21 protein-coding genes are annotated in these 21,783 nt (G+C 67.6%); 15 read left to right on the top strand and 6 right to left on the bottom strand.

Annotated features, from left to right (window positions below; all coding sequences use genetic code 11):
- Nucleotides 1-157: 157 nt before the first annotated feature.
- The gene (locus QE412_RS17455; RefSeq protein ID WP_307486848.1) at nt 158-466 is read right to left on the bottom strand and encodes a MazG nucleotide pyrophosphohydrolase domain-containing protein; all 309 of its coding nucleotides are present in this window, start codon (nt 464-466) and stop codon (nt 158-160) included.
- 260 nt (nt 467-726) lie between these two features.
- Here QE412_RS17455 and QE412_RS17450 point away from each other — a divergent pair, with 260 nt between their 5' ends.
- The 9 genes from QE412_RS17450 (at nt 727) to QE412_RS17410 (ending at nt 12,164) form a co-directional block, all read left to right on the top strand.
- The gene (locus QE412_RS17450; protein WP_307486845.1) at nt 727-1,716 is read left to right on the top strand and encodes a MetQ/NlpA family ABC transporter substrate-binding protein; all 990 of its coding nucleotides are present in this window, start codon (nt 727-729) and stop codon (nt 1,714-1,716) included.
- Nucleotides 1,717-1,775: 59 nt separating this feature from the next.
- A complete protein-coding gene (locus tag QE412_RS17445) occupies nt 1,776-2,822 on the top strand; it encodes a methionine ABC transporter ATP-binding protein (RefSeq protein ID WP_307486843.1) in 1,047 nt (348 codons plus the stop codon).
- Nucleotides 2,815-3,477 carry a methionine ABC transporter permease gene (locus QE412_RS17440; RefSeq protein ID WP_307486840.1) on the top strand — a complete coding sequence of 221 codons (663 nt, stop codon included), beginning with the start codon at nt 2,815-2,817 and terminating at the stop codon, nt 3,475-3,477. The genes QE412_RS17445 and QE412_RS17440 overlap by 8 nt, the downstream gene beginning before the upstream one ends.
- The gene (locus QE412_RS17435; protein ID WP_307486837.1) at nt 3,474-4,661 is read left to right on the top strand and encodes an acyl-CoA dehydrogenase family protein; all 1,188 of its coding nucleotides are present in this window, start codon (nt 3,474-3,476) and stop codon (nt 4,659-4,661) included. Before QE412_RS17440 ends, QE412_RS17435 begins: the two co-directional genes overlap by 4 nt.
- Nucleotides 4,658-5,869, top strand: coding sequence for an acyl-CoA dehydrogenase family protein (locus QE412_RS17430; RefSeq protein ID WP_307486836.1), 1,212 nt, complete (start codon nt 4,658-4,660; stop codon nt 5,867-5,869). The genes QE412_RS17435 and QE412_RS17430 overlap by 4 nt, the downstream gene beginning before the upstream one ends.
- An 18-nt stretch (nt 5,870-5,887) precedes the next feature.
- The gene (locus tag QE412_RS17425) at nt 5,888-7,303 is read left to right on the top strand and encodes an NtaA/DmoA family FMN-dependent monooxygenase (protein ID WP_307486834.1); all 1,416 of its coding nucleotides are present in this window, start codon (nt 5,888-5,890) and stop codon (nt 7,301-7,303) included.
- 217 nt (nt 7,304-7,520) lie between these two features.
- The gene (locus tag QE412_RS17420) at nt 7,521-8,195 is read left to right on the top strand and encodes a response regulator (protein WP_307486832.1); all 675 of its coding nucleotides are present in this window, start codon (nt 7,521-7,523) and stop codon (nt 8,193-8,195) included.
- Nucleotides 8,195-9,376, top strand: coding sequence for a sensor histidine kinase (locus QE412_RS17415; protein ID WP_307486830.1), 1,182 nt, complete (start codon nt 8,195-8,197; stop codon nt 9,374-9,376). The genes QE412_RS17420 and QE412_RS17415 overlap by 1 nt, the downstream gene beginning before the upstream one ends.
- A gap of 79 nt (nt 9,377-9,455) precedes the next feature.
- Entirely contained in the window at nt 9,456-12,164 is a 2,709-nt protein-coding gene (locus QE412_RS17410) for a S8 family serine peptidase (RefSeq protein WP_307486828.1), read from the top strand.
- Between the two features lie 99 nt (nt 12,165-12,263).
- Here QE412_RS17410 and QE412_RS17405 read toward each other — a convergent pair whose 3' ends face one another.
- On the bottom strand, nt 12,264-13,538 hold the full coding sequence (locus QE412_RS17405; RefSeq protein ID WP_307486825.1) for a hypothetical protein: 1,275 nt from the start codon (nt 13,536-13,538) through the stop codon (nt 12,264-12,266).
- Between the two features lie 219 nt (nt 13,539-13,757).
- Nucleotides 13,758-13,889 (bottom strand): hypothetical protein, encoded by a 132-nt coding sequence (locus tag QE412_RS17400; protein ID WP_307486824.1) that lies wholly within the window; start codon nt 13,887-13,889, stop codon nt 13,758-13,760.
- Nucleotides 13,890-13,971: 82 nt separating this feature from the next.
- Here QE412_RS17400 and QE412_RS17395 point away from each other — a divergent pair, with 82 nt between their 5' ends.
- Nucleotides 13,972-14,190 (top strand): hypothetical protein, encoded by a 219-nt coding sequence (locus QE412_RS17395; protein ID WP_307486822.1) that lies wholly within the window; start codon nt 13,972-13,974, stop codon nt 14,188-14,190.
- A gap of 81 nt (nt 14,191-14,271) precedes the next feature.
- On the opposite strand, the gene QE412_RS17390 is transcribed toward QE412_RS17395, so the two are convergent.
- Nucleotides 14,272-15,240: a LysR family transcriptional regulator gene (locus tag QE412_RS17390; RefSeq protein WP_307486820.1), complete on the bottom strand. Its 969-nt coding sequence runs from the start codon at nt 15,238-15,240 to the stop codon at nt 14,272-14,274.
- Between the two features lie 123 nt (nt 15,241-15,363).
- On the opposite strand from QE412_RS17390, the gene QE412_RS17385 reads away from it, so the two are divergent.
- The 3 genes from QE412_RS17385 (at nt 15,364) to QE412_RS17375 (ending at nt 17,702) form a co-directional block, all read left to right on the top strand.
- Nucleotides 15,364-16,356, top strand: a complete 993-nt coding sequence (locus QE412_RS17385; RefSeq protein WP_307487286.1) for a putative oxygenase MesX — start codon at nt 15,364-15,366, stop codon at nt 16,354-16,356.
- A gap of 20 nt (nt 16,357-16,376) precedes the next feature.
- On the top strand, nt 16,377-17,414 hold the full coding sequence (locus QE412_RS17380; protein ID WP_307486818.1) for a methionine synthase: 1,038 nt from the start codon (nt 16,377-16,379) through the stop codon (nt 17,412-17,414).
- Between the two features lie 102 nt (nt 17,415-17,516).
- Nucleotides 17,517-17,702, top strand: coding sequence for a hypothetical protein (locus QE412_RS17375; RefSeq protein ID WP_307486815.1), 186 nt, complete (start codon nt 17,517-17,519; stop codon nt 17,700-17,702).
- Between the two features lie 6 nt (nt 17,703-17,708).
- Here the strand turns inward: QE412_RS17375 and QE412_RS17370 are convergent, their stop codons facing one another.
- Nucleotides 17,709-18,407: a hypothetical protein gene (locus QE412_RS17370; RefSeq protein ID WP_307486813.1), complete on the bottom strand. Its 699-nt coding sequence runs from the start codon at nt 18,405-18,407 to the stop codon at nt 17,709-17,711.
- Between the two features lie 107 nt (nt 18,408-18,514).
- Entirely contained in the window at nt 18,515-18,985 is a 471-nt protein-coding gene (locus QE412_RS17365; protein ID WP_307486811.1) for an Lrp/AsnC family transcriptional regulator, read from the bottom strand.
- An 80-nt stretch (nt 18,986-19,065) separates the two neighbouring features.
- Here QE412_RS17365 and QE412_RS17360 point away from each other — a divergent pair, with 80 nt between their 5' ends.
- Together QE412_RS17360 and QE412_RS17355 are read left to right on the top strand one after the other, a co-directional pair.
- Entirely contained in the window at nt 19,066-20,007 is a 942-nt protein-coding gene (locus QE412_RS17360; protein WP_307486808.1) for a DMT family transporter, read from the top strand.
- Nucleotides 20,008-20,048: 41 nt separating this feature from the next.
- Nucleotides 20,049-21,635 (top strand): molybdopterin-dependent oxidoreductase, encoded by a 1,587-nt coding sequence (locus QE412_RS17355; RefSeq protein ID WP_307486805.1) that lies wholly within the window; start codon nt 20,049-20,051, stop codon nt 21,633-21,635.
- The last annotated feature ends 148 nt before the right edge of the window (nt 21,636-21,783 follow it).

Here is a 21,783-nt window from a genome sequence, read left to right as displayed (position 1 = left end):
GACGATGATGCCGACGATCGCGGGGGCCCTCGCTCCGCGGCGAGCGCGGCGTCCTACACGGCGGAGTGAGACCTGCCCGCGTCCTTCATCTGACCGGGCGGCATCGCTCGGCTCGTCGTCCGGGCCGTCGCCGTGGGCGTGATGCGACCCACCGGGATCACGACGGTTTCCACACGAGCCACTTCCTCTCGACCTCCGCGGTGAGGTCGACATCGAAGCGGCGTGCGATCAGGAGCACCTGAGCGAGGACATCGGCCAGCTCCGACCGGAAGTCGGTCTCGAGTTCGTCCCGGGTGCGCCCTTTGTCGCGAGCCTGACCCTCCCGCGCCAGATACGCCTGCGTGAGTTCGCCGACTTCCTCGTTGAGCTTGAGGACGAACCAGTCACCGGTGCGGTCGATGTCGTGACGCTCGGCATAGAACGCCGACACCGCTTCGACGTGTTCGCTCAGATCGTTGATGTGCACGCGGGCAGTGTCGCATCCTCACGATCAGTCGGCGCAATCGCATTGCGGACATCGCGCGTCACCACTCGACAGCGCCGAATCCCACGTCGGCGTCGGTTCCTCACGGCTGACGAGAACAACGGCTACGGCACGACCCGCACCCCGAGGTGTCCGATTGTTTCGCGACGATTCCTTGCGTGTCATCGAAGTCGAATCGGCCGCCCTCCGTGGGGTGTACTGGCTCTCCCACACCAGGGACCCGAACCACGAGAGGAACAACTGTGTCCGACCAGAACCCGCCTTCTTCCGGACCGAGCGACCTGCGCAGCGCCGTCGCAGCCGGCAGCAAGAAGCGCCGCACCATCATCCTGACCACGTCCGCCGTGGTCGCCGTCGCCCTGATCGTCGGGGTGGTCGCGATCGTCTCCAACCTCGGCGGAACCGCCTCCAGCGCTGCCGGCACCCCGGCAGCCGGTGAGCGTCGTAGCGTCAAGATCGCCACGGCCGAAGACAGCCAATTCCAGGATGCCATCGCAGCCGTCGCCTCGGAGAAGGGCTTGGACGTCACGTGGGTGAACGTCGACGACTGGGTGCTGCCGAACACGGAACTCGTCGCCGGGTCGGTGGACGCCAATGCCTTCCAGCACATTCTCTACCTGAGCGCCTTCAACGCGCAGAACAACGCGGATCTGACGCCGGTGTTCTCAACGGTCATCACGCAGTGGGGCATCTTCTCGTCCACGCTGAAGAACGTGTCCGAGATTCCCTCGGGCGGCCGCGTCGCGATCCCGGACGACCCGTCGAACGGGGGCCGTGCGCTCAACATCCTCGCCTCGGCCGGGTTGATCGAGCTCGCCGCCGACGCGGGGGATTTCCCCACGGTCGAGAACGTCACGTCCAACCCCAAGAACCTGCAGTTCGTGGCGCTTCCGGCCCGTGACATCCCGCTGCAGTTCAATGACCCCAGCCTCTCGGCCGTCGTCGTCGGCACGTCCTACTTCGACCCCGCACAGAACGTGTCGAAGGATGACGCGCTCTTTCTCGACGACTCCCTCGACGAGAAGAACCTGCCGTACGTCAACGTGGTCGCCACGCGGGCGGACAACGCCGACGACCCCGCGTGGGCGACCCTCAAAGAGGCTTACGCCGACCCTCGTGTCGCGGACGCGTTGGAGAAGGAGCAGTTCGGTAACAGCGTGCTGGTCGACGTGGACGTGAACACGCTCCGCGACAAGCTCGCCGAGTTGCAGAAGTCCGCGTCGAAGAAGTGACCACGGCCACGGTGGGGCCGGGATGAGTCCCGGCCCCACCGTGCTGAAAGAGGGAACGCATGAGTGCTGCCATCGTCTTCGAGAACGTATCGAAGTCGTTCGATATCGAAGGGCGTCGAGTCGAAGCTCTCCACGGAGTGGATCTCGCCATCGAAAGCGGGGAGATCTTCGGGATCGTCGGGTACTCGGGTGCGGGCAAGTCCACGCTGCTGCGAACCGTCAACGCCTTGGAACGCCCCACCTCGGGCCGCGTCGTCGTGGACGGCAAAGTGATCTCCGACCTCACGGGCCGGGATCTGTACGCCGCTCGCCAAGGGATCGGGATGATCTTCCAGCAGTTCAACCTGCTGCGCTCACGGAACGTGTACAAGAACATCGCCTACCCGATGCGCCTTGCCGGCTGGTCGCAGGACCGCATCCTCGACCGTGTCGAAGAGCTGCTGGACTTCGTCGGACTCGCGGACAAGGCACTCGCCTATCCGTCGCAACTCTCGGGCGGTCAGAAGCAGCGAGTGGGGATCGCTCGCGCACTGGCGACAGATCCCGGCATCCTGATCTCCGACGAGGCGACGAGTGCACTCGATCCCGAGACCACCGGGGAAGTCCTCGAATTGCTGCGCCGGACCAATCGCGAACGCGGGGTCACCATCGCTCTCGTCACGCACGAGATCGACGTCGTGCGCGAGATCGCCCACCGCGTCGCCGTGATGGACAGCGGGCGCGTGGTCGAGACCGGCAGCGTGTACGACGTCTTCTCCGCGCCGCAGAACCCCACTTCGCAGCGCTTCGTGGCCTCGGTGCTTCGACACCTCCCGACGCCGGAGGTCCTCGAACGCATCCGGGCCCTGCACCCGGGCCGCCTGCTGCACGTTCGTGTGACCGAGCACGGCGACGCCTTCCTCTCGCGCATCTCGCGGGTCCGCAATGTCGACGTGAATGTCGTCTTCGGCGGCGTCGACGAGCTCCAAGGCCGCGCGTTCGGAACTCTCACCGTCGAACTCGTCGGCGCTGACGCCGACGTGGCCGCCGCGGTCGCCGATCTGAAGGCGATCACCTCCGTCACCGAAATCCCGTCCGCCCCCACCCCGGAGGCAATCCATGCGTGAATTCAGCTTCGACGCTTTCCTCCCCCGCTTCCTCACGGCATTGGCAGAGACGGGGCTGATGGTCTCGGTCGCGTTCCTCGCCGCCTCCGTGCTCGGGGTTCTCCTCGGGCTCCTGCTCTATGCCAGCCGCCCCGGCAATCTGCTGGAGAATCGCGTGGTGTTCGCCGTCCTGAACGGTGCGATCAACATCATCCGCCCCATTCCGTTCCTCATCGTCGCGATCTCGCTCATTCCCCTGACACGGTTCGTCTTCGGTACGGGAATCGGCCCCCTCCCGGCGACGCTGCCGCTGGTTCTCGTGGCGAGCGTGGCGATCGCACGGGTCGCCGAGTCGAATCTCGTGTCCGTCGATCCCGGGGCCATCGAAGCGGGGGCAGCGATGGGCGCCAGTCCGGCCAGGGTGCTGTTCACGATCGTGATCCCGGAGGCGCTCGGCCCGTTGACGCTCGGCTTGACCTACATCCTGGTCGCGCTGGTGGACGCCACCGCCGTCGCGGGTGTCGTGGGCGGCGGGGGTCTGGGCGATCTCGCCCTGAAGTTCGGCTACGCGCGGTTCGATTGGATCACGGTTCTGCTGGTCGTGATCACCCTCATCGTGCTGGTTCAGCTCGCTCAGTTCATCGGTAACCGCATCGCGCGACGGGTGCTGCATTGAGTGCTGCCTCCCCCACCGCCACGCACCCCTCGCGCCTCTTCGACGACGTCGCGTTCGACGCCTTCCTCCGGGAAGCCGCAGACGGTGCCGTCGAACGAGAACGCGACCGTCGGCTGCTGCACGACGAGATCGCACACCTGCACGACCTGTCGTTCGGCGCGCTGCGCGTCCCTGCCTCACGGGGAGGTGTCGACATGCCTCTCGATGCGGTCTTCGACCGTCTGATCCGCCTGGCTGCCGCCGACGCGAGCCTGGCGCATGTGTGGCGTGGACACCTCGCCTTCGTCGAAGACCTGCGGATGCAAGGGGCCGACGCGTCCGAAGACTGGTGGAGGCGGGTTGGTCGAGGGGATCTCATCGGCAACGCGCAGTCGGAACGTCAGACGACGGCTCGCCTGGAGTCGCGCATCGAACGAGACGGCGACAAGGTTCTGCTGAGTGGGAGGAAGTTCTACACGACGGGCAGCATCTACGCCGATTGGATCCATCTCGCCGCCCTCGACGGTGATGAGCGGGTCGCGCTCACCGTGTCGGCCCGTCACCCCGGCGTGCGCAGCGTCGATGACTGGGACGGCTTCGGGCAAACCCTCACCGGGAGCGGAACGACGACGTTCGACCGCGTGCCGGTGGACCCCGCCGACATCGTCGCCGCAACCGACGACGAACGGCGTGGGCCCGCGCTCGCAAGCGTGTTCCAGCTGTCTCTCCTGGCGGTCATCGCGGGCATCGCCCAGCGAGCGCTCGAGGATACGGTGGCGTACGTGCTCCCGCGCCGTCGGACGTACGGCTTCGCGGGAGAATCCGTCCCCGCGGACGATCCGCTCGTGCAGATCGTCGTGGGCGAAGTCGGGGCCGTCGCCTCCGCGGCGCGCCGACTCGTCCTGTCGACGGCAGCAGAGCTCGGCGCGGCTCTCGACGGACACGAAGCCGTCGCTCGGCTGCGCGAGATCCAGTTCGAGGTCTATCGACTGCAGGAGATCGTTCCGCGGCTCGTGCTGGATGCCGCGACGCGGCTGTTCGAGGTGGGAGGGGCCTCGGCCGTCGGGGCGGGACCCGCGCTCGATCGTCACTGGCGCAACGTGCGCACCATCGCCTCCCACAACCCGGTGGCCCAGCGCACACGCGCACTGGGCCAGTGGGCTCTTCACGGCACGCTCCCTCCGTGGCAGGCGCCGGGCGCATGAGCCACACCGCGGACCTCATCCAGCGCTTCGCTCCCGTCTTCGACGAGGTCGGTGCCGATGCCATCGCGCGAGAGAAAGAGCGACGACTGCCGTACGCCGAGATCGAGACGTTGCGCGCGTCCGGTTTCACCCGCGTCACGTTGCCCGTCGAACTGGGCGGCGATGGAGCGGACCACCTCGCGTTGTTCGAACTGCTCGCGGAGCTCGCCCGGCGCGATCCGAATCTCGCACAGCTCTTCCGTTCTCACTTCTCCGTCATCGACCGCGCGCTTCACGCACCGCGGTCGGAGTTCTCGAGCGCCCTGCTCCGCCGCCTGTCCGAGGGAGCCATACACGGCAACGCAAGCTTCGAGCGGGGCTCTGCTCGGGTGGGCTCGTACTCCACCGTCCTGACACGTGACGACTGCGGGCTGCGGCTCGACGGCCGCAAGTTCTACAGCACCGGCACACTCTTCGCCGACATCGTGTCGGTGCTCGCCGCTCCCGATGCGCGGTCGGGAGTGCCCGGCGAAACGGTCGGGGTCCTCGTCTCGACGAACGCACCCGGACTCACCCGCATCGACGACTGGGATGGATTCGGCCAGCGCCTGACCGGCAGCGGCTCGACGGTGTTCGAGGGTGTCCGTGTGAACGAGAGCGACCTCGTCTCCCGCTCCCCCGAACCGAGTCACGCCGGCGCGTTCGTACAGCTGGTCCTTCTCGCGACCCTGACCGGCATCGGTCGAGCAGTCGTCGACGATGCGACGCGGTACGTGGGCGAGCGCACGCGCTCCTACAGCCACGCGAGCGCCGCGCGCCCGAAAGACGATCCCCTCGTCCAGGAGGTGATCGGCGATCTCTCGGCGGCTTCGTTCTGCGCGGATGCCGCCTTGGCGGCGGCGGTAACGGTTCTCGACCGCGTCGCCGCTCCACTCCGGGAGACAGACGGGGGTCGGCCTACCGCCCCCGACCACGACCCCGCCGCAGCGCACCTCGCCACGGCGAGGGCGCAACTGGTGATCATCCCCGCGATTCTGCGTGCCACGACCGAGTTGTTCGAGGTGGGCGGAGCCACCGCCGTGGGCGCCGACCTCGCCTGGGACCGCCACTGGCGCAACGCCCGCACGATCGCCTCCCACAACCCGGCTCGATACAAGGCGCGCAGCGTCGGCGATCACCTCGTCAACGGCACCCCCGTCGTGTCCTGGTGGACCAGCGGCGAGGCATGAGCACGAGAAGGACACGTCATGACCTCGGATTCCGAGAAGAAGCCCCTCATTCTCAATCTCTTCGAGATGAGCACCGTCAGCCACATCTCCCACGGTCTGTGGTCGCTGCCGGAGAACAACCGTCACCGGTTCGGTGAGATCGGCTTCTGGACGGAGCTCGCGCAGCTCCTCGAAGAGGGAGACTTCGACGGCGTCTTCCTGGCCGACGTGGTCGGCGCCTACGACACCTTCCGCGGAGGCCCCGAGACAGCCGTGCGCGAGGGACTCCAGATCCCCTCCCACGATCCCCTCCTCGTGATCCCTTCGATGGCGTCCGCCACCACGCATCTGGGATTCGGCGTCACCTTCTCGACGAGCTACGAGCCGCCGTTCTCGTTCGCTCGACGCATGTCAACGCTCGACCACCTCACCGGCGGACGCGTCGGGTGGAACATCGTCACCTCGTATCTCCCCAACGCCGCCCGCAACTTCGGACTGGCCGAGGAGATTCCCCACGACACGCGCTACGAGATCGCCGACGAGTTCCTCGAGGTCGTCTACAAACTGTGGGAAGGATCGTGGGACGACGACGCCGTTCTCGCCGACCGAGACCGGGGCGTGTACACGGACCCCGCGAAAGTGCGTTACATCGACCACGCCGGGGAGCATTTCCGCGTCGCCGGCCCCCACCTGGTCGAGCCGTCGCCGCAACGCACGCCCGTGCTGTACCAGGCCACACAGTCTGAGGCCGGGATCGCGTTCGCGGGTCGGCACGCCGAGCTGGTCTTCACCGGCGGCCGGACCGCCGACGACTTCCGACGTCACGCTGGCGCGATGCGCGCCGCGGCCGTCGCCAACGGCCGCGGCGCGGACGATCTGCGATTCATCGTCCAAGCGGGTGTGATCACCGGACGAACCGAGAAGGAAGCGGCGGACAAGTGGCAGCGATACCGTGAGCGGCGCAGCCTCGATGCCATCCTGGCGCATGCGAGCGCCCCGCTCGATCTGCCCAACCTGCCCCGGGAGCAGACCATCCGCGCGGCGCTGGCGGACGCAGGGCTGTCCGCGAAGGCGATGGGTCCGATCGATCCCGAGACGACGGTCGGTGCGACGCTCGACCGGTTCGCGCAGCAGCGCGAGGGGCGCTTCTTCGTGGCCGGAACACCGACGGTCGTGGCTGACGAGATCGAGCGCTGGCTGGACGAAGACGGGGTGGACGGCATCAATCTGCGGCAATACCACTCCTTCGACACGGCCCGGGATTTCGTCGAGCTCGTCGTTCCCGAGCTCCGCCGGCGTGGCCGCATCCGAGAACGTCCGGCGTCGGCCCAGACGCTTCGGGAGCGCCTTTTCGGTAACGGGCCCCGACTGAGCGCACCGCACCCGGTAGACAGCTACCGAGGTGCCCGGGGTGTGCGGCTGCATCGACCTCCGCTGCGCTTCGGCGCGCGATGAAGCATCGCCGCCCCAAATCGGATTCGTGTATACGGCCTCGCGATAACTCCCGCTCTCGAGACGCCCAGCTCGCGGCGCCGAAACCGGCCCAATCAGACTTCTCCCATCTTCTCGGCGTCTGAAGAAAAGGTCTCGTGCGAGAGATGTTCGGTTTCCATCGAGAGAATATGAATCCCAAGATATCGCCGCCATACAACGCTGACACGCAAGTCCAAAAGTGCCCCGTGTGGCTACGATTAATGATGTGGCAAGTGGGGTTCGTGTGGCAGTGGTGGAAGACCAGCCGCTTTACCGCCAAATGCTCACCGGCCTTCTGCATGCCGCTCCGGGAGTGAGAGTGCGGGCGTCGGTGTCCTCGGCTTGCGAGGGTCGGGCGCTTCCCGTCCACGATATCGACGTCGTGCTCGTGGACCTCGACCTCGGGGACGGCGACGGTATCGATCTCGCTCGAGAACTGAGGGCGGAAGCACCGACGCTGCACGTGGTACTCCTGTCGGCAGCCGATGCGAGTCATCGCATCCGGGCACTTCCCTCGTCGGAACGGAGCGCGTGGAGCTATCTCTCAAAGACGTCGGCGCTGTCGGCGGCATCCCTGCTCCAGGCATTGATGAGCGCGGCGGAAGGGCGCCCCGTCATCGATCGTGGACTCGCCGAGCGTCGCGTCGTCCTCCCCGACAGCCCGCTCGACGCCCTGAGCGGTCGACAGCTGGAGGTACTGAAGCTGCTGGCCGCGGGCCTCACGAACGCCGCCATCGCCGCGGAGCTCGGAATCGCCGTGCGATCCGTCGACAACCACGTCAACGCCGTCTATCTCGCCCTCGGCGTCACGGCGACGGCGCAGACGAACGCGCGCGTCACGGCCGCCTCTCTGTTCCTGGATCACACGCGCTGATGATGCGTCCCCCCGCGCCGCCGTCGGACACGACATCCACGCAGATCGAGGACGCACGCGCCGAGCGTCGAGTCTTCGAGGCGGCCGTCGCGGTGGTGGGAACGTTCTTCGCGGTAGCGACGACCACGCAATCGGTGATGGCGCTCGGCATCTTCTCCGTCCAGATGCGCGCTGTCGCGGCGAGTCCCGCCGCGGAGCTCGTCGCACGGGGGCTCATCAATCTGGGCACCGTCGCGGTGATGCTCGGCATGGCGGTACTGGTCGACCTCGCTCGCCAGCGACCAGTCCTGCGGATCGCACTCGCCGTCCTGATCGCGCTTGCGGCAGCCGTGATGCGCGCCATAGCGCAAGTGGCTTCCGGCCTCTACCCGTGCACAGACGTGCCCGTCGTCGTCACAGAGATCGCGACGACCACCTGCGCGGCACTCCTCACGCTCGGGATCGGTCTCGCCGTCGCCCTCCTGTGGCGTCGGCAGCGTTCGGAGCAACGCCAGCGAGAACGTAACCACGCCCTCGCCCTGGCCGCCCACGACGAACTCCGAGCCGAGGAGATCCGCATCCGACGCGAGGTCGCCCAAGAACTCCACGGCACCGTGCAGGGAGCACTCGTCATCGCGGAAGCCCACGTGCATCACCTGGCCGCGAACGCGGATGGCGCCTCCCCCGTCGACTCGGCCGAGCTCGCGGCGGTCGCCGAGTCGCTCCGGGTGATCCGCGACGAACAGCTGCGCCGTCTCACGTCGAGGTTGTTTCCGGCCGACCTGGATCGAGGCGTCGAGGCGGCGCTCGACGCCCTGGTCGCACGATTGCCCGCCTCGATCGCCGTCGAAGACGGCTACCGGGCGGGGGCGCGTGCCCTGGACGCGCGGGCCACGGATGAGCGGCCGCCGGACGGCGATGCACTCGCGCTGCTGCTGGTACACATCGCAGAAGAAGGCGTCACCAACGCCGTGAAGCACGGCGCCATCTCCCGCATCCGGATCGGGATTCACGAGGCGGAGCAACGGTGGGTCGAGGTAACCGTCGCCGACGATGGTGTGGGGATCGAGGCCACTGCCGTGCACTCCGGGCTCGCCCGTCTGTCCCGGCAAGCACTCCTGCGCGGGGGCGCGCTGGTCGTGAATCCCGGCGGGATCGGCGAGCGCGGCAGCACCCTGCGGGCGCGCCTGCCTCTCGACTGATCGTCGCGGGATCGCCGTCGACTAGGTGGTTTCGCCTAACGCGACGGGGACCGGCCCCGGTATCCGCCATGATGCAGCCATGGGGAACCACCGGGCCGTCCTACCGTTCATCGTGTCTGCTGTGCTGTGCGCCGCCGTGCTCGCACCCGGCACCGCAGCCGCCGCCGCAGGGGCCTCGACCTCGACCGCGATCGCCCGCACCGCCGAAGCGACACAGGGCTGTCGCAGCATCCCGGTCGAGGCCGACGGACCCCTCCGCTCCGGACTGGCTCGCGAGACCTTCGGTGTCGACGGCAGCGGTGTGACCGTCGGCATCGTCTCCGACTCCTGGGCGCGGGCGACCACGATCACGACCCCGGAAGACGACGTGCGTGCCGGGGTGTTGCCCGGCCCCGGTAACCCCTGCGGCTACACCACCCCCGTCGACGTGCTGCGCGAGGGCGTATCCGGCGCAGACGAGGGCCGCGCGATGGCCCAGCTCGTGCATGGCGTCGCCCCGGGCGCTCGGATTCTGTTCGCCGCCGACGGCGGCGAGGTCGCGACTGCCGCCGAGGCCGTGCGAATGCTCGCCGACGCCGGCGCCACGATCATCGTCGACGACGTGTCACCGGCCGGGGAACTCGCTTTCCAACGCAGCGAGCTGTCGCAGACGATCGAAGAAGTGAAGGCCGAGGGCGTCCTCTATCTCACCTCCGCGGGCAACGAGACCGTCGTGGGAGACGAAGGCTGGCCGAGCGCCGGTCGCCCCATCGGCGGGTGGCAGACGGCCGCCTACCGTCCCATGGCGTGCCCCGAGTGGGTACACAGCGCCGAGGGGAAGGTCCTGGACTGCCTCGACTTCGACCCGGGTACGGGTGAGGACCCGACCAACACCATCGACACCGACGAGGGCGCGGCGCCGACGTTCATTCTGCAGTGGGCCGAGCCCGTCTATGGCGTCTCGTCCGATTTCGAGCTCCAGCTGTATTCGGTGGATGCCGGCACTCGCACTCCCATCGGTGAGGCGATCCGCGTGAGCGACGACGAGCCGATCGTCACCCTCTCGATCGACAAGCCCGTCGAGGACCGCTCCTACGAACTCGTCGTGATGCGAACGTCGGCCGCCGACGATGGCTCGCTTCCCGCCATGTGGATCGGGCAGACATCGAACACCCGCGTCATCCTGTCTCAGGAGTACGACCGCAGTTCCGGTGCAGACGTGGTGGGCCCCAGCACCTACGGGCATCAGTCCGACGGCACCGCTCTATCGGTGGGCACGGTGGACCTGTCGGCGCCCGATGTCGTCCGCGAGACCCAGTCCATCGGGCCGGGCACGCTGCGATTCGAACCGGTCGATGTGACGTCGGGCAAGCCGTCGGCGGCGCTTGCTGCACCCGTGACGGTGAACGCCCCCAACCTCGTCGGGGTCGACGACGTCCGCACCTCGTTCTTCGGCTGGCAATCCGTCGAGGACGGCGAGAAGGTCTACCGCTTCGAAGGCACCTCCGCGGCCGCGCCGAACGCCGCGGGCGTACTCGCACTCGCCGCACAATACGCTCCGAAAGCCGGAGCCGAGGCCCTCACGCGCGCAGCGCTCGAGACCGCAGCACCCGTGCAGAACCCCTACGCGCAATTCGGGTTCGCCGACGAGAACGTCACCGGCGCAGGCCGCATCGACGCCTACGCCCTGCTGGACAGCTTCCACCGCGTCGTGCGCGACAGCGGCCGGGTGATCGTGTACTACCAGAAGCAGTTCGTCGACGGCTCGACGGGCCCCTTCATCTCACCGCTGCCGCTCGTCACCGAGAACACCGGCGTCGACGTCGTCAATCTCGCCGCCGTGCACATGAACCGCGACGAGCTCAAGCTGAACGACCTCCTGCCGGATGATCCGTCGTTCGACCGCATGTGGGAAGAGCTGGCCGAGATCCAAGCCGCGGGTGTGCCGGTCGTCGGCATGATCGGCGGCGCGCAGAACGCGACCTGGGAGAGCCTGACAGACGACTACGACGTGCAGTACCAACGACTTCACGACTTCGTCACAAGGTATTCGCTCGACGGCATCGACCTCGATGTGGAGACCGAGACCGACATCTCCGTCGTCGAAAGAGTGATCGCCGACCTCGACGCCGACTTCGGCCCGTCGTTCCTCATCACCCTGTCGCCCGTCACCGACGCGCTCGTCGGCGAAGGGAACCTCTCCGGCTTCGACTACGACGACCTCTACGCGAGCTCCGGGCAATCGATCGACTGGTTCAACACGCAGTTCTACTGCGGGTGGGGAGAGCCGACGGCGGCCGAGTACCGCAGGATCGTCGAGTACCAGGACACCGAGGGTGCCGGCATCCCCGCGAGCAAGATCGTGATGGCGGCACTCACCAACCCGAAAAACTGCGGCAGCGGGTGGATCCCGCTCGAGGAGCTGACAGCGGAAATCCAGCAGATCAAGGTCGACTCCCCCACCTTCGGCGGAGTGGCGGGCTGGGAGTACTTCAATTCGCTCCCCGGTGGCCCCGAGGCGCCGTGGAAGTGGGCGGCCGTGATGCGCGCCGCGATCGATCAGCCCGCGCCGACACCGACGCCCACCCCGACACCCACCCCGACGCCGACACCCACTCTCAGCCCCACCCCCACGACGACACCGACATCTGCCCCGACTCCGTCGTCGGCCGCCAGCGCGGGGCGGCTCGCGAAGACGGGTCAGGACACTGATGGTCTCGCCGTGGGCGGGCTGATCGGCATCCTCGCCGTGGTGCTCGGCGCCGGGGCTGCCACGATGGCCGCCGTTCGGCGGCGTGCCCTTCGCTGAGAGGTTGCGCGCGCACCTCGCGCACCTCGAAGGGCACCGCGGGGTGCCGAAGCCTCCAGAACGACTTCTGGACTCACCCCCGCCCGAGCGGTCCGGTGATCAGGACGGGGTGTGGGTCCTCCCGATCACCTGCTCCGGGCACGTTCCCGACACGCAGTGGAAGTCGCCCTGGGCACCCTCGTACATGCGCAGCCAGTACTGCCCTCCGCTCGAGTTCGTGAAGAGCCCATAGGCCTCGTGCGCGGGAACGGGGTGGCGGGACCCGTTGATCTGCATGGTCCCGCTCTTCCAGATGTTCACGTAGACGTTCGCGCGGATGGCACCGTACTGGCAGAAGGGGTTTCCCACCTGCTGCTGGATCCGCACCTTGTAGAGGGTGGCCCCCACGGATCGCTCGCTGAACGTGATGCCCGCCGTGGAAGCGGTGCGCGTCTCCTTCACACCACCCGAGCTGTTGTACAGATACGTCGTCCCGACGTTCTTCTGTTCGATGACAGCGGCTGATCCGAAGTCGATCTTCACGCGCGCACCCGTGCGCAACGAGCCGCTGGCCCAGGGGTCCTCGCCGACGAGCGGGGTGCGGAACGAGCGGTTGTCGCCACCGTACTGATCCCCCGGAACACCCGCGCATTGGCCGCCCACAGCCTTGTAGATGTCCCACGCGACCTTGTCCTGCTGAATGAAGGTGTTGTAGACGAACCATGAGGCTTCGCGCGGGACGGCCAGCGTCTGCACGGGCGAACGCGACGACTGCGCGATCCGACTCGCGTCCGAGGGAAGCGTGTGCGCCTGGAAGATCGTCTCGGTCCCTGCCGTGGATCCGTCGGCCGCGCGAGCGACGTATACGTAATCCCGGTCGGATTCGAGCCCGGCGTCGGCGAAGGAGTGACGGTCCGTCTTCGTGACGAACTGCCCGTCACGGTAGATCTCGTAGGAGGTCGCACCGTCCGCGGCCCACGCTGCAGAGAAGCTGCTGCTTCCTGTCGCCGTCGACACGAGCACGTCCAAGGAAGACTCGTCCAACGCCGCGATGTCGTCGAAGGCGAGCTCTTGCGTCGAGGTCTGGGCACGCCCATCGACGAAGTAGTTCTCACCCTCCACCCACCCGTCGAGACCGGGCTCCCTCGCTTCCTGCAGCTGCGACGGCGACTGGAGAGAAGACGGGTCCTTGTCCCCGTGCAAGCTCTTCAAGAGGACGGCTTCGTCGTCTTCGGTGAGCGCAACGGCCGAACGGTCGGCCGACCCTCGACCTTCCTCGGAAACAACCCGAAGCCGTTCGCCTCGGGCGTCGACGACGTCGGAGAACTCCTCGACCGGCGCGTCGAGCTCGACGGCCGGAGCGGCGCTGCCCCTCTCGCCCGACGCCTTCGTCATCGCGTGTGCCGGCGCGGCAGCGATGACGAGACCCCAGATTCCGATGCATGCGAGTCCGGAAGAAAGAATTCGGGATGGTTTACTTTTCGATATCAGTTTCACACAAATCAGCCTCGCAGGCACTTCGCTTCATGTCACCCTTGAATTACATCACCTCGCGTGATATCGAAAGCTCACCCGTGACAGGCCGGCGATAATCACATAGGGTGTGATAATGCATCACTCGGCGAAAAAGATAGCCGGCGCCGCCATTATCGCATTCACAGTGCTTTTGACGAGCTGTTCATCGCCCCAGGGTGTCACGGTGCCGCCGGTCCCGGACAGGTTCGACAGATGCGAGGCGAGGAGCATGTCGGTGGCCTCTCTCGACGGCGCTGGCGCTCCCGAATGCGACCTGGCGGGCTCGACTCTCGCCCTCCCTGACGGTGCGAGCGTGACCGTTCCCTCCGTCGGTGGGGTCATCGTCAGTCAAGGGTCGAACACGCCCGCCCGTTCGTATCATCTCGTGAATTGGGGGGTGGCGGGCCTGGGCGTCGCGCTCGTGGAAGAGCGGCAAGCCACGGGAATTTGGGCCTCCACTCCTGAGGCAAGAGATCTCCAAAAAGATCAACTAAAGGTGGAGGATGTCGACATCTCTCGCCTTCAGGAGTGAATTCATACGACCCATCGAAATCATCCGATCAGACGATATTCGCTCTGGCGTGATGAATTTCACAAGACGACCCCGGCGAGGTCAGGAGCGATGAACTCCGCCGGATCCCTCCCCCAGCACCTCCACCCCGAACTCCGCCACCACCTCGCGCACCTCGGCGAGATACCGCTGTGCCTGTTCGGTGAGGGGGATGGCGGTTCGGCCGATCCAGCCGATCTCGATGCGCTCGTCGACGTCGAGGGGCACGGCGACGATCTCGGGGTCGAGGTCGTCGCTGATGATGCCGGTGGAGATCGTGTAGCCGCCCAGACCGATCATGAGGTTGAAGATGGTCGCACGGTCGGACACGCGGATCTCCTGCGCACTCGACAGGGTCGAGAGGATCTCCTCCGCGAAGTAGAACGAGTTGTTCGCTCCCTGGTCGAACGTGAGGCGGGGGAGGTCGACGAGGTCGTCGAGCGTCGCCCGGGAACGGGATGCCAGCGGGTTACGACGCGAGACGAAGATGTGGGGCTCCGCGACGAAGAGGGGGTGAAAGGCGAGCCCCGAGTCCCGCAGCAGCTTTTCGAGCACGTTGCGGTTGAAGTCGTTGCGGAACAGGATGCCGACTTCGCTGCGGAGTGTGCGGACGTCTTCGATGATGTCGAACGTGCGCGTCTCCCGCAGCGAGAACTCGTACTCGGCGGCATCCGTCGCCTTCACCATGCGCACGAACGCGTCGACCACGAACGAATAGTGCTGGGCGGAGACGCCGAGCAAGCGTCGTGACGGCGGCCGTCCGAGATAGCGCTGCTCGAGCAGCTCGGCCTGCTCGACCACCTGCCGCGCGTAGCCGAGGAACTCCACGCCGTCGATGGTGAGCGTGACCCCGCGGGCCGAACGGTTCAGCAGCGATCGCCCCACGCGGCCCTCGAGGTCCTTCATCGCGGCCGACAACGTCGGCTGCGCGACGTACAGCAGATCCGCCGCCGCGGAGATCGACCCCTCCGCCGCCACTTCGATGAAGTACTGCAGCTGCTGGAGCGTGATCCCACTCGACGGCCGAGGCATAGCGCCAGGCTATATGACGTCATAGAACGACCGAATTACCCGATGACCGATGTCCCGGCGCACCATGAAGACACCGACTCCCGCGCGACCGACCCGGCCCCGCCCGTCTCCGATTGGCATCCCATGGCGAACGACATCACGTTCAGCATCACCACGACCCGTTTCGACGAGGACTACGCCCCGGCCGAGAACTCGCGCGTGACGACCAACTTCGCCAACCTCGCCCGCGGCGAGGGGCGTCAGCAGAACCTGCGCAACGCCCTGTCGATGATCGATCGCCGTTTCAACGATCTCGCGGCCACCGACAACCCGCGCGGCGACCGCTACCGGATAGAGCTCGACATCGTGTCGGTGCAGCTGCGTTTCGGTGACGGTGCCGACGACGAGCAGTTCCCCGTCATCGAGGTGCTCGATGTGCACATCGTCGACACGCTCACGGGAGAGCGGCACCAGGGCATCGTCGGCAACAACTTCTCGTCGTACCTGCGCGACTACGACTTCAGCGTCGTGCTTCCCGCCGCCAACGCGGGGGCGACCGGTTTCACCGTGCCCGACGACTTCGGCGACCTGCACGGCAAGCTCTTCCAGCACTTCCTCGCCTCCGACGCCTACCGCGAGCGCTTCCCGCAGTCGCCGGTCATCTGCATCAGCGTCTCGACGAGCCGCACGTACCGTCGTACCGGCACGGTCCACCCCGTGCTCGGCGTCGAGTACGAACAGGACGCCTTCTCGCTGACCGACGAGTACTTCGGCAAGATGGGCCTGCAGGTGCGCTACTTCATGCCCCGCGGCAGCGTCGCGCCCCTCGCCTTCTATTTCCGTGGCGACCTCACGACCGACTACTCGGACCTGCAGCTGATCGGCTTGATCTCCACCATGGAGACCTTCCAGAAGATCTACCGGCCCGAGGTCTACAACGCCGTCAGCGCGGCGGGTGCGGTGTATCGCCCCACGCTCGACGAGCCGGACTTCGTGCGCACCGACATCGACTACGACCGCGAGGAACGCAGCCAACTCGCCGTCGTCCAGGGCCGCTACGCCGAGGAGCACTTCGTGAAACCCCACCGGCGCATCCTCGACCAATGGGCCGCCGACTACGCGGCGCCCGTCCGATGACCACCGAAGGATCCGCCACCGTGCCCACGCTCGTTCCCACCGCCATCGTCGGCAGCCTTCCCAAGCCCGCCTGGCTCGCGAAGCCCGAGGTGCTCTGGTCGCCCTGGGAGCTCGACGGCGACACGCTGGTCGAGGGCAAGCACGATGCCTTGCGCTCCGCCGTGCAGGAGCAGGAGCGACGCGGTCTCGACATCGTCAGCGACGGCGAACAGACCCGCCAGCACTTCGTCACGACCTTCATCGAGCATCTCGACGGGGTCGACTTCGAGAACCGCGAGACCGTACGCATCCGCAACCGCTACGACGCGAGCGTTCCCACCGTGGTCGGCGCGGTCAGCCGGCGAGCCCCCGTCTTCGTCGACGACGCCGCGTTCCTCCGCCGGCAGACCGACCGGCCGATCAAGTGGGCACTGCCCGGTCCGATGACGATGATCGACACTCTGTCCGATCGCTACTACGGCAGCCGCGAGAAGCTGGCGTGGGAGTTCGCGACGATCCTCAACCAGGAGGCGCGCGAGCTGGAAGCGGCCGGTGTCGACGTCATCCAGTTCGACGAGCCCGCGTTCAACGTCTTCTTCGATGAGATGAAGGACTGGGGCGTCGCCGCTCTCGAGCGGGCCGCCGAGGGCCTGAAAGCCGAGACCGTGGTGCACATCTGCTATGGCTACGGCATCAAGGCGAACAACGACTGGAAGGCCACCCTCGGTTCGGAGTGGCGCCAGTACGAGGAGTCGTTCCCGCTGCTGCAGCGCTCCCGCATCGACGTCGTGTCGCTGGAGAGCCACCACTCGAACGTTCCTGTCGAGCTCATCGAGCTGATCCGCGGCAAGAAGGTCATGCTCGGTGCCCTCGACGTGGCCAGCGAGCGCGTCGAGACGCCCGAAGAGGTCGCCGAGACGCTGCGGCGGGCACTGGAGTACGTGGATGCCGACAAGCTCATCGCGAGTTCGAATTGCGGCATGGCGCCCCTTCCGCGCCAGGTCGCCTTCGACAAGCTGAGCGCCCTGTCGGCGGGAGCGCGCCTGCTGCGCGAGGAGCTCGTCGGCGCGACCGTCTGAGTTCTCCTTCACCCACATCGGCGCCGGATGCGCAACCGCCCTGGCATCCGGCATCCCCTCGCGTTGAGTGGAGACCTCACGACGCGAGAACGAGGAGGCGCCATGGGTGTCGGACGATGGATCGGAACGGGAGCGGTCGGACTTGCGGGAGCGGTGCTCGCGCGCACCGCGATCGGGCGGGCGGTAGCCGCCGGCACGGTCGCCTACCGGGTCTGGAAGGACCCGAAGGTGCAGAAGGTGCGCCGCAAGGTACAGGCCAAGGTGCTGAAGCAGCGCACCAGTCGCTGACCGACGTCAGCGCCAGGGCATCACGCCCAGCACGAGGCACGCGACGCCGGCGACGCCGAGCACGGCGGCGTACACCCACCGGTGATCCATGTCGATCACTCGGGTGTACACGCGGTTCACCCGGGCGGCCGTGGTCGGAAAGTGCACCCACGCGGTGGCGAGCAGCACGAAGGGCGCGGCCAGCGCCACGAGGAACACGGCGTACGCCAGCCAGCGCAGCAGCGGGTGGTCACTGACGCCGTCGGCGACCCTGCCGGTCATGTACATGATCGGCAGGGTGGTGAAACCGATGACCGAACAGCTGATCCCCAGCACGTAGTAGCTCCAGGAGCGGGAGCGCGATTTCGCGGGTGTGCGCGCACGCGGCCGGATCGGCACCCTCACTTTCCACCACGCCATGGCGGCCGCGCCGACCAGGAACAGCGCTCCGGCGGTGAGATCGACCCGTCGGTCCAAGACCGCCTCGGCGGTGCGCCGTTGGGCGACGGCGACGAACTCGGCGGGATCGAAGCTCTGCAACAGCACGTACAGCAGGGTCGCTCCGCTCGCGAGGCCGCCGATCATCCACGCCATGCGGGCGGCGATGCGCGTGTTCTGCGCGAGCATCTCGGCCGTCGCTCCGTACAGCGCCGGGTTGAGTCCGAGGGTGAGCCCGAGACCGATCATCGTCATCAGGGCCGCAGCCCACCGGGCGATGTCGTCCACGTGGCGGCGTCCTCTCGTCCGAGTGATCCCGGATGCCATGACCGCGGGCTGGTCACATCGTAGCGACGCACGACGGTCGACTCCGGCGCGGCGAGCGCCGCGCGCGCTCAGCGGGCGTCGAGGGGCAGGGGCGAGACAGGCTTGGTCACGCCGAAGGCGAAGGTGGTGTCGATGGACGCGATCGAGGGGATCCCCCGCAGATGCTCGCGCAACAGCCGCTCGTACGCGTCGAAGCTCGGCACCACGATGCGCACGAGGTAGTCCCAGTCACCGGCGAGCAGGTGCGCCTCGACGATGTGCGGGATGCTGCGCAGGCGCTCCTCCACGGCATCGACGGTCGCGCCTTCGTGAGAAGCGAGTCGGAGGCGCACGAAGGCGGTGATGGGCAGCGCCACGGCCTTCGGCGACACGACAGCGCGGTAGCCCTCGATCACCCCCGTCTGCTCGAGGTGCCGCACGCGGCGCAGACACGGTGAGGGCGAGAGGCCGACGCGGTCGGCGAGCTCCTGGTTGGTGAGACGCCCGTCGTGCTGCAACTCGCGCAGAATCAGGAGGTCGATGCTATCGAGATCGTGCATGTAGCAGATTCTGCCAATGTGAACGTATTCTCAGCAATATTCGCAATCGACTGCGGGGCGGAAGTCTTTAGCGTCGACTCGTGACCACCTTCGCCCTCGCCCGCCGCCCGAGCCTCTCGCCGCGCCTGTTCGTCGGGGGTGCGGCTCTCGCCGCGGTCGTGACGCTCTGGGCGGCCTTCGCGCTGTCGACGCGCGCGCTCGAGACCGCCGGTCTCACGACGGTCGACGCCGCCCTCGCCCGTTTCGCCGTGCCCGCGCTGCTGCTCTCACCCTTCCTCCCGCGCACGGTGCGGGCACTGCGCACGGAACGCCCCCTCGTGATCGCCCTGGTCCTGCTCGCGGGCCTCCCCCATTTCCTGCTGTTCGCCGAGGGGGCCCACCTCACCTCGGCCGCACTCACCGGGCTCCTCGTTCCGGGGACGGTGCCCCTGTTCGTCGCCATCCTGCTGTTCCTGCGCGAGGGCACGGTGATCCGCGGCCGACGCCTGCTGGCGTTGCTCGCGGTCGTCGCGGGGGTCGCCGCGAGCGCTCTGCTCACCGGCGGCACCGCCGACATCGGCGGTATCTGCGTCCTCGTCACGGCGGGTCTGGTGTGGGCCCTGTACACGCTGGGCCTCGCCCGCACGCGCCTGGACCCCATCGGAGTCATCCTGATCGTCTCGGTCACCTCGACGATCGCCGCGCTCGCACTGGCGACGACCGGCTTCCTACCGTCGCGCATTCTGGCGGGAACCGCCGATCTGTCCGGGTTCGGCTGGTACGCGCTCGTGCAGGGCGTCGGCACCGGCCTGCTGTCGACGGCGTGCTACGTGATCGCGGTGAAGAACCTCGGCAGCAGCATCACCGCGACGGCGGGAGCGCTCAGCCCCGTCCTGACCGCGGCGGTCGCCGTCCCCCTGCTGCACGAACCCCTCACCTCGGGGCTCGCGATCGCAATGGCGCTCATCGCCGCGGGCGTCGCCGTGTTCACGCTGTCGCCCGCCACGGCATCCGATCGCCCCGCCGCTCCGAAGAGAGAGTGAGGCGATCCGCGCGTGCGCGGCGAGCAGGAACGAGGGATGCCATGACGACCGACACCGCGGCCACGAACGACACCCGGGCGAAGACGCGCACCCCCCGCGCATGGCCGTGGGCCGCGTTCGCCGGGATCGTGTCGGCGGCCGCCCTGCTCGCCGTGGCGGAACTGTTCGCGGCGCTGTTCGCCCGCTCGGCGAGCCCGGTGCTGGCGGTCGGATCTTTCATCGTCGATATCGTGCCGCGTCCCCTCAAGGAACTCGCGATCACGCTGTTCGGCGAGACCGACAAGATCGCCCTTCTGGTGGGAGTCGGGCTCGGGGCCGCGGTCGCCGCGGCCGTCGCCGGCGTCCTGCAGTACCGCTTCCGGCCCACGGGCGCGGTGCTCATCGGCATCGGCGGCGTGCTCGCGACCGTCGCGATCATCACGCGCGCCGGCGCCGGCGCGCTCGCCTGGCTGCCCCCGGTGCTGGGCACGATCGCCGGCGTGGTCGTGATCGTCTTCTCGGTCGCCCGCTTGCGGCGCTGGATGACCGCCGCGAAAACCGACGACGCCGACGCCCGCGCCACCGATCGTCGCAGCTTTCTGCTCTTCACCGGGCTCACCGCCATCGGCGCCGTCGTGGTCGGAGTCGGCGCCCGTGTGCTGAACGCCACGGCCGGCTCCGTCGCCGCCGCGCGCGAGGCACTGCGCCTTCCGTCGGCTCGCACCACCGTGACCGTGCCCGAGGGCGCGAGCTGGAACATCCCTGGGCTGAGCCCGATCATCACGCCCAACGCCGACTTCTACCGCGTCGACACCGCCCTCACGGTGCCGAACGTCGACCCCACGACGTGGCGCCTGTCGATCGAGGGAATGGTCGACACCCCGGTCGAGCTGAGCTTCGACGACCTGGTGAGCATGGGACTCGACGAGTATGGAGTGACGCTCACGTGCGTCTCGAACGAGGTCGGCGGCAACCTCGTCGGCAACGCCATCTGGACCGGCGTCCCCATCCGCGACGTGCTGCGCATGGCCGGCGTGCAGGCCGACGCCGACATGGTGCTCTCCGAGAGCGTCGACGGGTACACGGCATCCACTCCCCTGTCGTCGCTGACCGACGACAACCTGGATGCCATCTTCGCCGTCGCCATGAACGGCGAGCCGTTGCCGTTCGAGCACGGCTTTCCCGTGCGCATGGTCGTACCCGGACTGTACGGCTACGTGTCGGCGACGAAGTGGGTGACCAAGCTCACCGTGACCCGCTTCGACAGGGACGAGGCGTACTGGACCCCGCGCGGATACTCCGCCGAGGCGCCCATCAAGATGTCGTCGCGCGTGGACACGCCCAAGATCGGATCCCCCGTTCCGGCGGGCGCCGTGACCGTCGCCGGGATGGCCTGGGCACAGCCGATCGGCGTGCAGAAGGTCGAAGTGCGCATCGACAACGGCGACTGGCAGCAGACGCAGCTCTCGACGCCCATCAACGACCAGTCGTGGGTGCAGTGGAAGTTCGACTGGACCGCCGAGGCGGGTACGCACTACATCGCCGTGCGAGCGACCGACAAGCAGGGCAACGTGCAGATCGAGCAATCCGCCCCGATCGCACCCGACGGATCCAGTGGCTGGCAGCGCACGCTCGTGACGGTGTCCTGAGCCGATGGGGAGCGAGACGGTCTTGTCAATCACTGTCGCCGGGGACGGGTTGGCGGGCATCATCGGACGGTGCCTTCAGCAAGCACCCCGATCCGTTCGCGCGTGCATTCCTGAGCACCGCCGAGAGCGAGACACTCGTGATCCCATC

It is taken from the genome of Microbacterium trichothecenolyticum (assembly GCF_030818955.1).
GTDB classification, from domain to species: Bacteria; Actinomycetota; Actinomycetes; order Actinomycetales; family Microbacteriaceae; genus Microbacterium; species Microbacterium trichothecenolyticum_B.
This window is presented reverse-complemented; position numbering and strand designations above follow the sequence as displayed.

Coding starts and splice junctions, on each gene's coding strand:
- QE412_RS17400 (WP_307486824.1), bottom strand. CDS start 13,889: ATGCTCCTCGCCTCGCATCTGTCGAACCTGTCCGGGACCGGCGGCACC.
- QE412_RS17405 (WP_307486825.1), bottom strand. CDS start 13,538: ATGACGAAGGCGTCGGGCGAGAGGGGCAGCGCCGCTCCGGCCGTCGAG.
- QE412_RS17440 (WP_307486840.1), top strand. CDS start 2,815: ATGCGTGAATTCAGCTTCGACGCTTTCCTCCCCCGCTTCCTCACGGCA.
- QE412_RS17415 (WP_307486830.1), top strand. CDS start 8,195: ATGATGCGTCCCCCCGCGCCGCCGTCGGACACGACATCCACGCAGATC.
- QE412_RS17430 (WP_307486836.1), top strand. CDS start 4,658: ATGAGCCACACCGCGGACCTCATCCAGCGCTTCGCTCCCGTCTTCGAC.
- QE412_RS17390 (WP_307486820.1), bottom strand. CDS start 15,240: ATGCCTCGGCCGTCGAGTGGGATCACGCTCCAGCAGCTGCAGTACTTC.
- QE412_RS17375 (WP_307486815.1), top strand. CDS start 17,517: ATGGGTGTCGGACGATGGATCGGAACGGGAGCGGTCGGACTTGCGGGA.
- QE412_RS17365 (WP_307486811.1), bottom strand. CDS start 18,985: ATGCACGATCTCGATAGCATCGACCTCCTGATTCTGCGCGAGTTGCAG.
- QE412_RS17410 (WP_307486828.1), top strand. CDS start 9,456: ATGGGGAACCACCGGGCCGTCCTACCGTTCATCGTGTCTGCTGTGCTG.
- QE412_RS17445 (WP_307486843.1), top strand. CDS start 1,776: ATGAGTGCTGCCATCGTCTTCGAGAACGTATCGAAGTCGTTCGATATC.
- QE412_RS17385 (WP_307487286.1), top strand. CDS start 15,364: ATGGCGAACGACATCACGTTCAGCATCACCACGACCCGTTTCGACGAG.
- QE412_RS17425 (WP_307486834.1), top strand. CDS start 5,888: ATGACCTCGGATTCCGAGAAGAAGCCCCTCATTCTCAATCTCTTCGAG.
- QE412_RS17355 (WP_307486805.1), top strand. CDS start 20,049: ATGACGACCGACACCGCGGCCACGAACGACACCCGGGCGAAGACGCGC.